Here is a 14,026-nt window from a genome sequence, read left to right on the forward strand (position 1 = left end):
AACGTAGAAGCAGCTAAATTAGTTGGAAAACTATTAGCAGAAAGAGCTGTAGCAAAAGAAATAAAAAATGTCAGAACAATTCGGTATGGAAGTGGAGCAGATCAAGGCGACTCTTGGCGGCACTTCAGTACTTGAAAATGATCTTCGTTTCAACAAGACGGTTCAATTGCTTGTAGATAACGCTAAAATCGTTGACTGATTGATTTATAACAACGGATACAAGGTACGGTTTACCGTACCTTGTTTTTCATAAGTAAAGCTCGTTTGCATAATCCGGGCACATTTCCACAAGCTAATGGAATAAGCGAATACATATTTGCCTTGCAGTTCTAAATAGTTGATTAAGTCAAGGTAATCTTGTAGTATATTCACTTGAATAGGGGTGAGCATAATGTTCAAATTTAATGATGAAAACGATAACTTGAGCTGTTCTTTTTGCGGTAAATCACAAGATCAAGTCCGTAAATTAGTGGCAGGACAAGGTGTTTATATTTGTGACGAATGCGTTGAACTTTGTGCAGAAATCGTGGAAGAGGAAGTTGGTCTTGAAGAGGGCTTCGAGCTAAAAGACGTTCCAAAGCCAAAAGAGATCCAAAGCATTCTCGATGAATATATCATCGGTCAGGATCGCGCAAAGAAATCACTCGCTGTAGCCGTTTATAATCACTACAAACGTGTAAATTCAGGCAGTAAAATTGATGATGTGGAATTAGCGAAGTCTAATATCGTATTAATTGGACCAACTGGTAGCGGTAAAACTTTACTTGCTCAAACGCTGGCCAGAATCCTAGACGTTCCATTTGCAATCGCAGACGCTACTTCATTAACTGAAGCTGGATATGTCGGTGAAGACGTAGAAAATATCCTCTTGAAATTAATTCAGGCTGCTGATTTTGATATTGAAAAAGCAGAAAAAGGTATTATTTACATCGATGAAATCGATAAAGTGGCACGTAAATCTGAGAATGCATCGATCACTCGTGACGTGTCAGGTGAAGGTGTACAACAGGCATTGCTTAAAATCTTGGAAGGAACTGTTGCAAGCGTGCCGCCTCAGGGAGGGCGCAAGCATCCGCATCAGGAATTCTTACAGATTGATACGACCAATATCTTATTCGTCGTAGGCGGTGCATTTGACGGTATTGAAGATATCGTAAAACGCCGTATCGGTCGTAAAGTCATAGGTTTCGGAACGAATCCGAACAAGGAAATTAGTGAGGACGAAAGCTTGCTGTCCCGTTTGATTCCAGAAGACTTGCAGCAATTCGGTTTAATACCCGAGTTCATCGGACGTCTGCCTGTTATCGCTACATTGGATGCCTTAGACGTTGAAACACTGTATCAGATTTTAACTGTCCCTAAAAATGCGATTGTTAAGCAATATCAGAAGATGGTTGAACTTGATGATGTGGCACTTCGTTTTGAAGATGACGCATTGCTTGAAATCGCCAACGAAGCGATCGCTCGTAAAACGGGTGCCCGCGGGTTGCGTTCGATTATCGAGAATATCATGCTCGACGTGATGTATGAGCTGCCGTCACTTGAAGAAGTGAAGGAATGCATCATTACTAAAGAGTCGGTTCTTGGAACTGCTAAGCCGATTTTATATAAAGCTGATGGTACCGTATTTGACATTGATTCAGAAAAAAATACGGCATAACGCCGAAATGGCAAAGAGCCGGCTGTGCCGACGCGTGAACAACGCTCGGCAGTCGGCTTTTTCTTACATAAGAATTAACAGATTATACATATAACATATTTTAATGGAGGTGGCTTGCATTGCCAAGTATTCAAATGAAGAACATCCCTTTATTGCCACTTCGTGGAGTGATCGTTTATCCGACGATGCTGTTACATATCGATGTAGGTAGAGAGCGTTCGGTTTTTGCAATCGAACATGCTTTAGCCAGTGATCATCAAGTTTTTCTTGCCACCCAAAAGGATTTAAGTTTAGAAAACCCTGAAAAAGAAGATTTATACACTCTGGGAACGCTTGCAACCATTAAATCAATGACTCAATTACCTAATGGCACATACCGTGTATTAATTGAAGGTGTTCAACGTGCTCACTGGTCTTCTTATGAGGAAGCTGACTTGTATCCAGTGGTGAACGTTCAGGGCTATGAGGATGATCAGGATAAAGATGCAGAAATAGAAGCGCTCATGCGAACGCTTATAACTCAGTTTAAACGCTATGCTAAAAACAGCAAGCGGATATCAGAAGAAACAGTAGAGACGGTTGAGGAGATTCATGAACCTGGACGATTGGCAGATATGATTGCTTCAAACTTGCCGTTGAAATTGTCAGCTAAACAAGAAGTTTTGGAAATGACCGATATTCCTCAGCGTTTGGAATGGCTGATCAGCCGTATGTACAATGAACAAGAAATCATCGAGCTGGAACGCAAGATTAACGAGCGAGTGAAGGATGCGATGGAACGCACCCAGAAAGAATTTTATTTGCGTGAGCAGCTGAGAGCAATCCAGACAGAGCTTGGTGATAAAGACGGCAAAGGGCTCGAAGTGTCAGAACTCAGAAAAAAAATTGCTGAAGCGAATATGCCTGAACATGTGAAAGAAACGGCTGAACGTGAGCTGGAGCGTTTTGAAAAGATTCCATCCATATCTGCTGAGAGCGGAATCATCCGTAATTATATTGAATGGCTAATCGTTTTGCCTTGGACAAATGCGACGGTAGATCACTTAGATATTACGAGATCTGAAGAGATTTTGAACCGTGATCATGAAGGGCTGGAAAACGTAAAAGAGCGTATTTTGGAGTTTTTGGCGGTGCGTCAGATGACTAACTCGTTGCGTGGACCTATTCTGTGTATCGACGGTCCGCCTGGTGTTGGTAAAACTTCATTGGCACGTTCTATAGCTGAATCGCTAGGCCGTAAATTTGTGAGATTGTCTCTAGGTGGAGTTCGTGATGAGTCGGAAATCCGCGGTCATCGCCGGACATATGTTGGTGCGATGCCTGGCCGGATTATTCAGAGCATGAAAAAAGCTGGAACCATTAATCCAGTATTTCTGTTGGATGAAATTGATAAGATGTCAAACGACTTCAGAGGGGATCCATCGTCTGCTATGCTGGAAGTGCTCGATCCTGAGCAGAATAGTACATTTAGTGACCACTATATTGAAGAGTCATACGATTTGTCTGATGTATTGTTTATCGCTACGTCAAATGATTTGGGAGCGATTCCGGGGCCGCTGCGCGATCGTATGGAAATCATCTCAATCCCCGGCTATACAGAACAGGAAAAACAATCGATTGCAAAGAATCACTTAATTCCGAAGCAATTGAAAGAGCATGGTCTGACGAAATCGAAGGTACGCTTCCAGGACGAAGCGATATTGGATTTGGTTCGCTATTATACTAGAGAAGCTGGTGTGCGTTCATTGGAGCGTGAAGTGGCCAGTATATGTAGAAAAGCTGCACGCCAGATTCTTTCAGGTGAAAAGAAAAGTCTGACGATCAGTCCGAAGACTCTTGAAATTTTACTTGGCAAAAAGCGTTTCCGGTTTGGACAGGCCGAAACGGTCAATCAAGTCGGAATGGCTACAGGACTAGCTTATACAACAGTAGGCGGTGACACTTTGCAGATTGAAGTTTCATTGTCGATCGGAAAAGGTAAATTGCTGTTAACTGGAAAATTAGGTGATGTCATGAAGGAATCTGCACAGACTGCATTGTCTTATGTACGGTCAAAAGCAGTGAACTTTGGTATTGATCCGGAATTCCACGAAAAATGGGACATCCATATTCACGTTCCTGAAGGCGCGACACCGAAAGACGGCCCATCTGCAGGAATTACCATTGTTACGGCTCTTGTTTCTGCTTTATCAGAACGTCCTGTACGCCGTGAAGTCGGTATGACAGGAGAAGTAACATTGCGTGGTCGTGTGCTACCGATTGGCGGTCTGAAAGAAAAGACGCTAAGTGCACACCGTGCTGGTTTGAGAACAATCATCATTCCGCAGGACAATGAACGGGATATAGAAGATATACCAGAAAGCGTACGTAAAGAATTAACATTTAAACTCGTGTCGGATGCTCATGAAGTACTCGATATCGCTTTGGAGGAAACGAAATGAAAGTCCATAATGTCGAAATGATTATGAGTGCGGTGAGACCTGAACAATACCCCGCGGAAGGTTATCCGGAATTCGCTCTAGCGGGCCGTTCCAATGTAGGAAAGTCATCTTTTATTAATAAAATGATCGGGCGTAAAAGCTTGGCACGCACATCATCAAAACCAGGGAAAACACAAACATTGAACTTCTACAAAATTGAAGAACAATTATTTTTCGTCGATGTGCCCGGGTATGGCTATGCGAAAGTGTCTAAAACGGAACGCGAAGCATGGGGTGGGATGATCGAACAATATATTACCTGCCGCGAAGAGTTGCGTGCAGTCATACAGATTGTGGATCTGCGCCATCCGCCAACAGCTGACGACTGTATGATGCACGACTTTTTGGCACATTATAATATACCGACAATTGTCGTGGCGACGAAAGCAGATAAAATCCCCAAAGGTAAATGGGAAAAGCATAAGAAAATTGTCAGAACGACTCTGAATATGGAAATACATCACCCATTAATATTATTTTCATCTGAAAAAGGAATGGGAATAGATGAAGCTTGGCGTGAAATCGAAAGTCGTATGTAATGTATAACTGCGGGATTATTAATTGCTAAAAAATGACGTCAAATGATGTTCACATTTGATAATCCGACAGAATCACTATGTATGCTATAATGAAATTACGAAAAGATTTGAAAGGTGTGAGCACCTAATGCATACAGTTGTCGTCGGTGTTAATCACCGAACAGCCCCTGTCGAAATTAGGGAAAAACTATCATTCGTCGAAGCTGAGTTGCCGCAGGCGATGCAAACTTTGCAGCAGCAAAAAAGTATCTTGGAAAACATCATTATTTCCACTTGCAACCGTACAGAAATCTACGCGGTCGTCGATCAGCTCCACACAGGGCGATATTATATAAAGAAATTCCTCTCCGATTGGTTTTCGATTCCAATAGAGGATTTTTCAAGCCATTTAATTATTTATGAAGAAGACGGTGCAGTGGAACATCTATTGCGTGTAGTTGCAGGTATCGACTCCATGGTATTAGGTGAAACGCAGATCCTTGGACAAGTCCGCAGCAGTTTCTTGTCTGCCCAGGAAATCGGCACTACTGGTACTATTTTCAATGAATTGTTTAAACAAGCGATCACTACTGCAAAAAGAGCGCACACTGAAACTGCGATTGGTGAGAATGCCGTATCTGTTTCATATGCAGCCGTTGAACTTGGGAAGAAGATTTTCGGTTCATTGAAGCATAAGCATATTGCGATTTTGGGTGCTGGTAAAATGGGCGAATTAGCCGTAAAAAACTTACAGGGAAGCGGTGTTGGTAAGATTACCGTCATTAACCGTACATTCTCTAAAGCTGAATTACTGGCAGCGAAATTTGACGGAGAAGCCAAATCAATGCAGGAACTACAATGTATCCTGCTTGAAGCAGATATTCTAATCAGCTCTACAGGGTCTACAGATTATGTGATTGATTACGAACTGATGCAGCTTGTGGAGAAATTGCGTAAAGGAAAACCACTGTTCTTAGTGGACATTGCAGTTCCACGCGATTTGGATCCAAAAATCAGTGATTTACCGAATATGTTCTTGTATGATATCGATGACTTGCAAGGTATTGTTGAAGCGAATTTGGCTGAGCGTAAACTTGCAGCAGATGAAATTGGCCTGATGATTGAAAGGGAAGTCGTTTTGTTTAAAGAGTGGCTTTCCACTTTAGGCGTCGTTCCAATGATTTCTGCTTTACGCAAGAAGGCAAGTCGAATTCAGAGCGAAACAATGGCAAGCATTGAAAATAAGATGCCTGATTTAACTGATCGTGAAAAGAAAGTGTTGAATAAACACACGAAATCGATCATTAATCAATTGCTGAAAGATCCTATTCTACAGGCAAAAGAACTGTCTACGGATAAAAACGCCTCAGAAAAACTGGCTTTATTCGAACAAATTTTTGGCATTGCAGATGAGGTTGTCGTAGAAAAAGAACAGCAGGCATTTCAGGCAAAAGAACGTCTGCAGAAACGTGCAGAACAGAGAAAAGAATCTATAGACTCAACCGAACTTAATTATTTGTACTAATACGCTGGTGGTTCTGTATCTTGCTCTTTCACAAGAACGATACAGGCCCCTTTTTTGTATGTAGGCGGATAGCCGTTCGTGTTGATTGTAGAATAACGTCGATTGCAATTATTTGCAGTTGGGCCCTTTCTTTTGAGACAATATAGAAGTGATTCCGGCTGAGGCAATTGAGAGGTTTTGTTTGAAAGGCAGAGAATAGCATATGGTGGATTTGACAATGGCAAGACTTCAGGAATTTATGATTGTACTGTATGCCCTTGGTCTTGTCTTTTACTTAATTGACTACTTCAAAAAGCAGAAGGCTGTGCAGCGCATTGCATTCTGGCTAATTGTTGCGGTATGGGTGACACAAACCGCAATCTTGACATTGTACATTGTCGAAATGAAACGGTTTCCTGTCTTGTCGCTCGTTGAAGGAATTTATTTTTACGTATGGCTACTGGTGACGTTGTCGATTGTGTTCCAACTGATTTACAAAGTAAATTTTATGGTCTTTTTTATGAATATTATTGGTTTTGTGTTCTTAATGATTCATGTGTTTTCCAATCTAAAATACACAGCCTCAACAGTCGGTGATTCCCTAGTATCTGAAGTTTTATTTATTCACATTACTACAGCGATTCTCTCATATGCGGTATTTGCTCTGGCGTTTGTTTTCGGTGTATTGTATTTAATCGTTTACAAAGTGCTGAAAAAGAAGAAGTTTACGAAGCAATTTTCCAGTTTGCCGAATCTTCATCAGACAATGATGGGAATGAAGATGTCGATTTATACAGGCATCCCAATCTTGTTTGTCAGCTTGATCTTCGGTGTGCAGTGGGCGTATGTCGCTCTAACAGACTGGTCGATCTTTGATGTGAAAATTATGGGTTCATTTGCCGTGTTGCTGTTTTATACCGGTGTAATTTATTTTCATTATAAAGGGAAACTGCAGTCGTTGGAGTTTGCCTGGATGTCGATTTTTGCATTTCTCTTTACAGTTGTGAATTTCTTTTTAGGCAGTACGCTGTCTCAATTTCATCTATGGATATAAGGAAGGAAGAGTATTTTGAGAAAAATTATTGTAGGTTCCCGCAGAAGTAATTTAGCATTAACACAAACAAAATGGTTTATTGAACAACTTAAACAATCCGGTGCGCCATTCGAATTTGAAATTAAAGAAATCGTTACAAAAGGCGATCAGATTCTTGATGTTATGCTGTCGAAAGTAGGCGGAAAAGGCCTATTTGTAAAAGAAATTCAGCAAGCACTTTTTAATAAAGAAATCGACTTTGCGGTACATAGCATGAAAGATATGCCCGCAGTTATTCCCGACGGTTTAACAGTAGGCTGCATTCCTGAACGTGTAGATCCACGTGATGCATATATCGCAAATGATCACGTTCGTTTTATGGACTTGCCAATTGGAGCAATTGTCGGAACCTCAAGCTTGCGCCGCAGTTCTCAGTTGCTGATGCTTCGTCCTGATCTTGAAATCAAATGGATCCGCGGAAATATTGATACACGACTTCGCAAACTGCGTGACGGTGAATATGACGCGATTATTCTGGCTGCTGCAGGTCTCAAGCGTATGGGCTGGGATGACGATATCGTAACAGAATATCTTGCGCTGGATGATTGCATTCCGGCTGTCGGCCAAGGTGCTTTAGCAGTCGAATGTCGTGAAGACGACGCCGAATTATTGAATGAATTGTCGAAACTGACAGATCAAAAAACTTGGATCGAATTGCAGGCTGAACGTACATTCCTTTCTGAAATGGACGGGTCTTGTCAAGTTCCTATCGCGGGATTTGCGACCTATGACGGTAAAGAAGTAGAACTGACAGGTTTTATTGCTTCACCTGATGCGATTCAAGTCTTCCGTGAAACTGTGAAGGGAATGGATCCTGTTACAGTAGGTAAAGATGTAACGAAGCTTTTACGTGATCAAGGTGCTTCCGAAGTGATCGAGAAAGTGAAGGCGGAAATGGATGCGTAACGCGTTACCATTATATGAAGAAACGGTGATCTTTACCGGAACTCCTAAATCTCCGGAAGCTGCTGAACTGGTAAAGAAGTATGGCGGCACTCCGGTTTCCATTCCACTCATTGAAGTGGAAGAAGTAAAACAGAGGGATGATAAGAATCGTCTGATTGAAGCATTGAAAGCAGACTGGCTGATTTTTACGAGTCAGAGTGCGGTTGCTTCATTCCGCTCTAAAATGCTGCGCTATCGCATCACTTCTGAGAAGTATGCAGGCAAAGTCGCCGCTGTTGGAACGAGGACAGCTGCCGCATTAGATCAGCTGGGGTTTGAAGTGTCATTCATTCCGAGTGTCTTCAGCGCTGATGTTTTTGTGAAACAATTTAAGCCGAAAGAATCCGAGCAATTGCACGTATTGTTTTTAAAAGGTTCGCTCGCAGGCAGTTTGATACGTGAAGAGCTGCCGTTTCATGTTTCAGAATGGACAGTGTATGAAACGAAAAGTGCTGTAAGTTCCATTGATAAATTGATTAAACAAATTACACAGAAAGAACAGGTTTCTGTGCTGTTCGCAAGTCCTTCCGCTGTAGAAGTATTTGCTTCGCGGATCGTACCGAGAACGACATGGAACGGCTTTACCGTTTGTGCGATCGGGCATGTTACCGAGAGAGCCTTACTGAAAGCTGGAGCACTTGTTCACGTAATTCCCGAAACGTATACATTAGTCGAGCTGGTGCATGCACTAGCCAAACGAAAGGAAGGTTTCAAATGAATCCGATTGAATTTAAAAGACACCGTAGACTTCGCACGAATCCAACTGTGCGCGCAATGGTAAGAGAAACCTCAATTAAAGCAGCAGACTTCATTTATCCTATATTCATTACGGAAGGCGAAAATGTCCGAAATCCGATTGCTTCCATGCCGGGAGTCGATCAGTTTTCCATCGATATGCTGCTAAAAGAAACAGATGAAGTTGTAGAACTCGGTATTTCTTCCATTATTTTATTCGGTATTCCTTCCGAAAAGGATGAGTGCGGATCTGAAGCATATGACGATAATGGAATTATTCAGCGTGCGACACGTGCGGTGAAAGAACGTCATCCTAACCTCGTTGTTGTTGCAGATACTTGTTTGTGTGAGTATACAGATCACGGGCATTGTGGCGTCATTAAGGATGGAGACGTCGATAATGATGCAAGCTTGGTATTGCTTGCGAAGACTGCAGTCAGCCAGGCGAAAGCCGGTGCAGATATTATCGCCCCGTCTAATATGATGGATGGCTTTGTAGCAGTTATTCGTCAGGCTCTTGACGACGCTGGATTCCAAAACATTCCGATCATGTCTTATGCCGTAAAATATGCATCTGCTTATTACGGACCGTTCCGTGATGCAGCTCAATCCACACCGCAGTTTGGTGATCGCAAGACGTATCAGATGGATCCTGCAAACCGCATGGAAGCAATGCGTGAAGCTGAATCCGATATTTTAGAAGGTGCAGATTTCTTAATCGTTAAACCGGCGCTGTCTTATTTGGACATTATTCGCGATGTGAAAAATCATGTGCTGTTGCCTGTAGTGGCGTACAACGTCAGCGGGGAGTATGCGATGGTCAAAGCGGCAGCGCTTAACGGCTGGGTAGATGAGAAGAAAATCGTGTTAGAAACATTAACAAGTATGAAGCGTGCAGGCGCAGATATTATTATGACTTATCATGCAAAAGACGCTGCTCGCTGGTTGGAGGAGAATTAATTGGGACGAAATTATTCGAAATCTGAACAAGCATTCAAAAAAGCCGTAAATTTAATGCCGGGTGGAGTAAACTCTCCGGTGCGTGCATTTAAATCTGTTAATATGGATCCGATTTACATGGAAAGCGGAAAAGGTGCGATCATTAAGGATATTGACGGCAATGAATATATTGACTATGTACTGTCTTGGGGTCCTCTCATTTTAGGTCATACAGACCCAGATGTCGTTGCAGCGATTCAGCGTGTGGCTGAAACTGGGACGAGCTTTGGAACATCGACTTTAGTTGAAAATGAATTGGCTGAACTTGTGATCGACCGCGTACCGTCGGTTGAAATGATTCGCATGGTCTCTTCTGGAACAGAAGCAACGATGAGTGCTCTTCGCTTGGCAAGAGGCTATACAGGCCGCAATAAAATTTTGAAATTTGAAGGCTGCTATCATGGACATGCTGATTCCTTGCTGATTAAAGCAGGATCTGGTGTCGCAACACTTGGTTTGCCTGACAGTCCGGGTGTGCCTGAGTCGATTGCGGCTAATACAATTACTGTACCGTACAATGACTTGGATAGTGTCAAAGCGGCATTTGAAGAGTTTGGTCATGATTTAGCGGGCGTAATTGTAGAACCAGTTGCCGGTAATATGGGGGTCGTGCCGCCTGAACCAGGTTTCCTGGAGGCATTGCGTGAGATAACAAAAGCAAACGGAACACTGTTAATCTTTGATGAAGTAATGACTGGATTCCGTGTTGGCTATAATTGTGCACAAGGTTACTTCGGCGTAACACCTGATCTGACATGTCTCGGTAAAGTGATCGGCGGAGGTCTGCCGGTCGGTGCGTATGGTGGAAAGCGCGAAATCATGGAGCATATGGCACCAGCTGGTACAGTGTATCAAGCAGGTACATTGTCCGGAAATCCGCTTGCAATGACGGCGGGTATCGAGACCTTGAAGAAATTAACTCCTGAATCGTACAAGCGCTTTGTTGAGCTTGGCGATCAGCTGGAAAAAGGGTTCCGTGAAGCGGCTACAGCTAACAATATTCCGCATACAGTAAACCGTGCAGGCTCGATGATCGGGTTCTTCTTTACGAATGAACGCGTTTATAATTATGAGCAGGCCAAAACTTCTGATTTGGAATTGTTTGCAGAATACTATCGTTTGATGGCAGAAGAAGGTATTTTCTTACCACCATCACAATTTGAAGGTATGTTCTTATCTGCAGCACATACAGAAGAGCATATTGCGAAAACCGTAGAAGCGTTCCATCGTGTATTTGCTAAATTAAAAAAATAATTTTTTATAACGCCAGGCGGTCATCTGATTTTATATTAGATGTTCGGTCTGGCGTTTTTCTAATTAAAAAAGTATCTTCATAAAAACGTGTGTGCTTAACAGTCTATTTCATGAGCAGTTTGAGATTTGACGCTCTGCTGTGTGCGAATCAAGGAAGATTTTCTTTGTAGCAGAAAGAGCAGGTAAGAGGATAGATACCGTTTTCCTGCGTTCCAGGCGGACGCGTTCCAGAGGGCCCGCGGTAAGCCAACTTGGTCGCTTCGCTCCCGCAAGTTGTCTTACCTGTCGGGCTGATCCTCCCGGAGTCGCCGCCTTCCACTCCGGTACACTGGCTAGATTTTCAATACTTTTTTTGTGAGAAGGTAGTATTAGCATGATATTTGATACTTATAAGAAGATGTATTTCAAGCAGTACTTAGCATTCTGTAAAGGCTTAGATTCTTGTGGCTAATGTGCTTGCATGGTTGTGTAGCGCAGCGAAACCATACCAACTAAATACACACCCTGCAAAATAGCGGCATGTTATATATTTTCCAAGCCAGTGAAGGCGCAACTGCGGAAGGCAATCCCCCAGCGCCGAAGCGAGTCTAAACTGCAGCGGAGGTTTGGAAATGCGTATGTGACAAATTGTTGAAAACAAATATTGATGCAGACCTTAAAAAGATTTCTTCTAAAAATCGCAGCAACTTCATATAATAGCCTGAGTTAAGAAAAGGAGTGAAGCATATTGACTGCACATGAATGGACAGTATCGGAAACCTTTTATTTTCCTGCTGAATATGGAGCTCTTTCGGAAGCTGCGGAGCTAAAAGTGACACCGGGCTATACGGAAGAACGGACGGAAGAAGCAATCCGGCTGCAAGGAATTTATCATATTGCTGCCAATGTTGTCTTTGATTCAGACAAGCTGATCGAGAATTCTGCAGAAGACCGCTTACTTATTGATGATGTGGAAGTAGAAAACGGCAAGGGGTATTTTGAGTATGCAGTGCCGCTAAATGTAGATTTGCCTTCAGAAACAGTAAGTACAGTGGATTTAAAAATTGCCGAAGTACAATCTTCTCAACTTGAAGATGGCGGCTTACTTGTAGAATGGACAGTACAGCTGCAGAGCGAACCGATTGCTAAAGAAGAAGAACCGGTCGCTGTGGTGCAGGAAGTTGCAGTGGAGTCGACATCCCATTTAGAGTTCCTGGCGAATGCCGATCAGGCAGTGGAGCAGGGACAAAAAGAAATGGAAGACTTTCTCCTGTACATCGCTGCGCTTGACGACGATGTAACGAGAAAGATCTTCCATTCAAATAATGTTTTTGTAGAAGCAGAACGAGAGACAGGCGAGGAGGCAAAACAATAAAAAGTCGCCAGTTGTCGGCACAATCAGAAGCCGGATTAATTGGAAGACTGTCAACGGAATGATACAGTTCCGGCAATAAAATCTCGTTTTCCTCAGCCAAGGCGGAAGCAAGTATGGATTATAGCTTCTGCGCACGTACACCATCCTTTCCTGTTTTATTAAGTTACGCTTGACGTGTTCAGCGTTCATCGCCTATAATAATGGGTGATTAGAATATATCTATGCGTTGAATAGGTCAGTACATGTGATGAGTTTTCTATAGAGAGGGTACGATTGGTGGGACGTACCTGGAAACTGCAGATGGAACGTCGCCTGTGAGCAGTTTCTGTGAACAAAGAGTAGCAGAGACCGGTGAAAACCGTTACGATCCATGAAGATGTATGCTTTTTAAGCGTTCATAAATAAAGGTGGTACCACGAGCTCCTTCGTCCTTTTTACAGGATGATTGGGGCTTTTTTGTATCCACTTTTATCTGAGTTCAACAGAAAATTACTGCTGAATTCAGATAAAGCCTCCGGCGGATGTCATGAATTTTGAAAGGAGTGAACTGTGCATGCACAGTTCAAAATCCAGACGCAATCACGCCAAGGCGCGCTTGAAAGAATAAAGGAGGAACTTGAAATGACAGATGAATTAACAATGCCGACAAAATATGATCCACAGGCAGTCGAAAACGGCCGCTATGATTGGTGGCTGAAAGGAAAATACTTTGAATCCGATGTAAAAAGCAAGAAAGAACCGTACACGATTGTAATTCCACCGCCGAACGTGACCGGTAGACTTCATTTAGGTCACGCGTGGGACACTACGTTACAGGATATGCTTATTCGAATGAAGCGTATGCAAGGCTATGATGCATTGTGGCTTCCAGGTATGGACCACGCAGGGATTGCTACCCAGGCGAAAGTCGAAGAAAAGCTGCGTGCTGAAGGCAAAACGCGCTATGATTTGGGCCGTGAAAAGTTCGTTGAAGAGACGTGGAAATGGAAAGAAGAATATGCTGATCATATCCGTGAGCAATGGGCGAAACTTGGATTGGCGCTGGATTATTCTCAAGAACGTTTTACACTTGACGAAGGTCTATCTAAAGCGGTACGTGAAGTATTCGTTAAACTGTATAAAAAAGATTTGATCTACCGCGGAGAATACATCATTAACTGGGATCCTGCGACGAAGACCGCTTTATCTGATATCGAGGTTATCCATAAAGATGTGCAGGGTGCATTCTATCATATGCGCTATCCATTGACGGATGGCACGGGGCATATCGAGATTGCGACAACACGTCCAGAAACAATGCTCGGTGATACTGCCGTTGCGGTTCACCCTGACGATGAACGATATCAGCATTTAATTGGCAAAATGGTTAAACTACCGATTGTTGATCGTGAAATCCCTATTGTCGCGGATGATTACGTTGAAATGGATTTTGGAAGTGGTGCAGTGAAAATTACTCCTGCTCATGATCCGAATGACTTTGAAGT

Annotated in this window: 13 protein-coding genes and 1 other annotated feature; of the genes, 12 read left to right on the forward strand and 1 reads right to left on the reverse strand. The window is 42.8% G+C overall.

Features of this window, described 5'->3' with window-relative positions; translation table 11 throughout:
* Positions 1-67: 67 nt before the first annotated feature.
* The 11 genes from Q1J64_RS11795 to Q1J64_RS11845 all read left to right on the forward strand — a co-directional run bounded on the left by Q1J64_RS11795 (position 68) and on the right by Q1J64_RS11845 (position 12,542).
* Positions 68-199 carry a hypothetical protein gene (locus tag Q1J64_RS11795; RefSeq protein ID WP_301109263.1) on the forward strand — a complete coding sequence of 44 codons (132 nt, stop codon included), beginning with the start codon at positions 68-70 and terminating at the stop codon, positions 197-199.
* Between the two features lie 192 nt (positions 200-391).
* Positions 392-1,660, forward strand: coding sequence for an ATP-dependent protease ATP-binding subunit ClpX (clpX, locus tag Q1J64_RS11800; protein WP_301109264.1), 1,269 nt, complete (start codon positions 392-394; stop codon positions 1,658-1,660).
* Between the two features lie 134 nt (positions 1,661-1,794).
* On the forward strand, positions 1,795-4,101 hold the full coding sequence (lon, locus tag Q1J64_RS11805) for an endopeptidase La (RefSeq protein ID WP_483315954.1): 2,307 nt from the start codon (positions 1,795-1,797) through the stop codon (positions 4,099-4,101).
* Positions 4,098-4,679, forward strand: coding sequence for a ribosome biogenesis GTP-binding protein YihA/YsxC (gene yihA / locus Q1J64_RS11810; RefSeq protein ID WP_301109266.1), 582 nt, complete (start codon positions 4,098-4,100; stop codon positions 4,677-4,679). Before lon ends, yihA begins: the two co-directional genes overlap by 4 nt.
* A 127-nt stretch (positions 4,680-4,806) precedes the next feature.
* Positions 4,807-6,183 carry a glutamyl-tRNA reductase gene (gene hemA, locus Q1J64_RS11815; RefSeq protein ID WP_301109267.1) on the forward strand — a complete coding sequence of 459 codons (1,377 nt, stop codon included), beginning with the start codon at positions 4,807-4,809 and terminating at the stop codon, positions 6,181-6,183.
* Between the two features lie 202 nt (positions 6,184-6,385).
* On the forward strand, positions 6,386-7,216 hold the full coding sequence (ccsA, locus tag Q1J64_RS11820; RefSeq protein ID WP_301109268.1) for a cytochrome c biogenesis protein CcsA: 831 nt from the start codon (positions 6,386-6,388) through the stop codon (positions 7,214-7,216).
* A gap of 15 nt (positions 7,217-7,231) precedes the next feature.
* Positions 7,232-8,161: a hydroxymethylbilane synthase gene (gene hemC, locus Q1J64_RS11825; protein WP_301109269.1), complete on the forward strand. Its 930-nt coding sequence runs from the start codon at positions 7,232-7,234 to the stop codon at positions 8,159-8,161.
* A complete protein-coding gene (locus Q1J64_RS11830) occupies positions 8,154-8,918 on the forward strand; it encodes a uroporphyrinogen-III synthase (RefSeq protein ID WP_301109270.1) in 765 nt (254 codons plus the stop codon). The genes hemC and Q1J64_RS11830 overlap by 8 nt, the downstream gene beginning before the upstream one ends.
* On the forward strand, positions 8,915-9,895 hold the full coding sequence (hemB, locus tag Q1J64_RS11835; RefSeq protein ID WP_301109271.1) for a porphobilinogen synthase: 981 nt from the start codon (positions 8,915-8,917) through the stop codon (positions 9,893-9,895). The genes Q1J64_RS11830 and hemB overlap by 4 nt, the downstream gene beginning before the upstream one ends.
* Positions 9,896-11,188, forward strand: coding sequence for a glutamate-1-semialdehyde 2,1-aminomutase (gene hemL, locus Q1J64_RS11840; RefSeq protein ID WP_301109272.1), 1,293 nt, complete (start codon positions 9,896-9,898; stop codon positions 11,186-11,188). It begins immediately after the preceding gene.
* 727 nt (positions 11,189-11,915) lie between these two features.
* Positions 11,916-12,542 (forward strand): hypothetical protein, encoded by a 627-nt coding sequence (locus tag Q1J64_RS11845; protein WP_301109273.1) that lies wholly within the window; start codon positions 11,916-11,918, stop codon positions 12,540-12,542.
* On the opposite strand, the gene Q1J64_RS16810 is transcribed toward Q1J64_RS11845, so the two are convergent.
* The gene (locus tag Q1J64_RS16810) at positions 12,486-12,677 is read right to left on the reverse strand and encodes a YszA family small membrane protein (protein ID WP_301109274.1); all 192 of its coding nucleotides are present in this window, start codon (positions 12,675-12,677) and stop codon (positions 12,486-12,488) included. The two genes, Q1J64_RS11845 and Q1J64_RS16810, sit on opposite strands and share 57 nt — an antisense overlap.
* Before the next feature lie 82 nt (positions 12,678-12,759).
* Positions 12,760-12,978 (forward strand) — a binding site (T-box leader).
* Between the two features lie 185 nt (positions 12,979-13,163).
* Between Q1J64_RS16810 and Q1J64_RS11855 the strand changes: the two genes are divergently transcribed.
* Positions 13,164-14,026: class I tRNA ligase family protein (locus Q1J64_RS11855; protein WP_301109275.1), on the forward strand; the 863-nt coding region annotated here is incomplete at its 3' end.

Origin of the sequence: Sporosarcina sp., from assembly GCF_029257255.1 — a bacterium.
Classification (GTDB): domain Bacteria; phylum Bacillota; class Bacilli; order Bacillales_A; family Planococcaceae; genus Sporosarcina.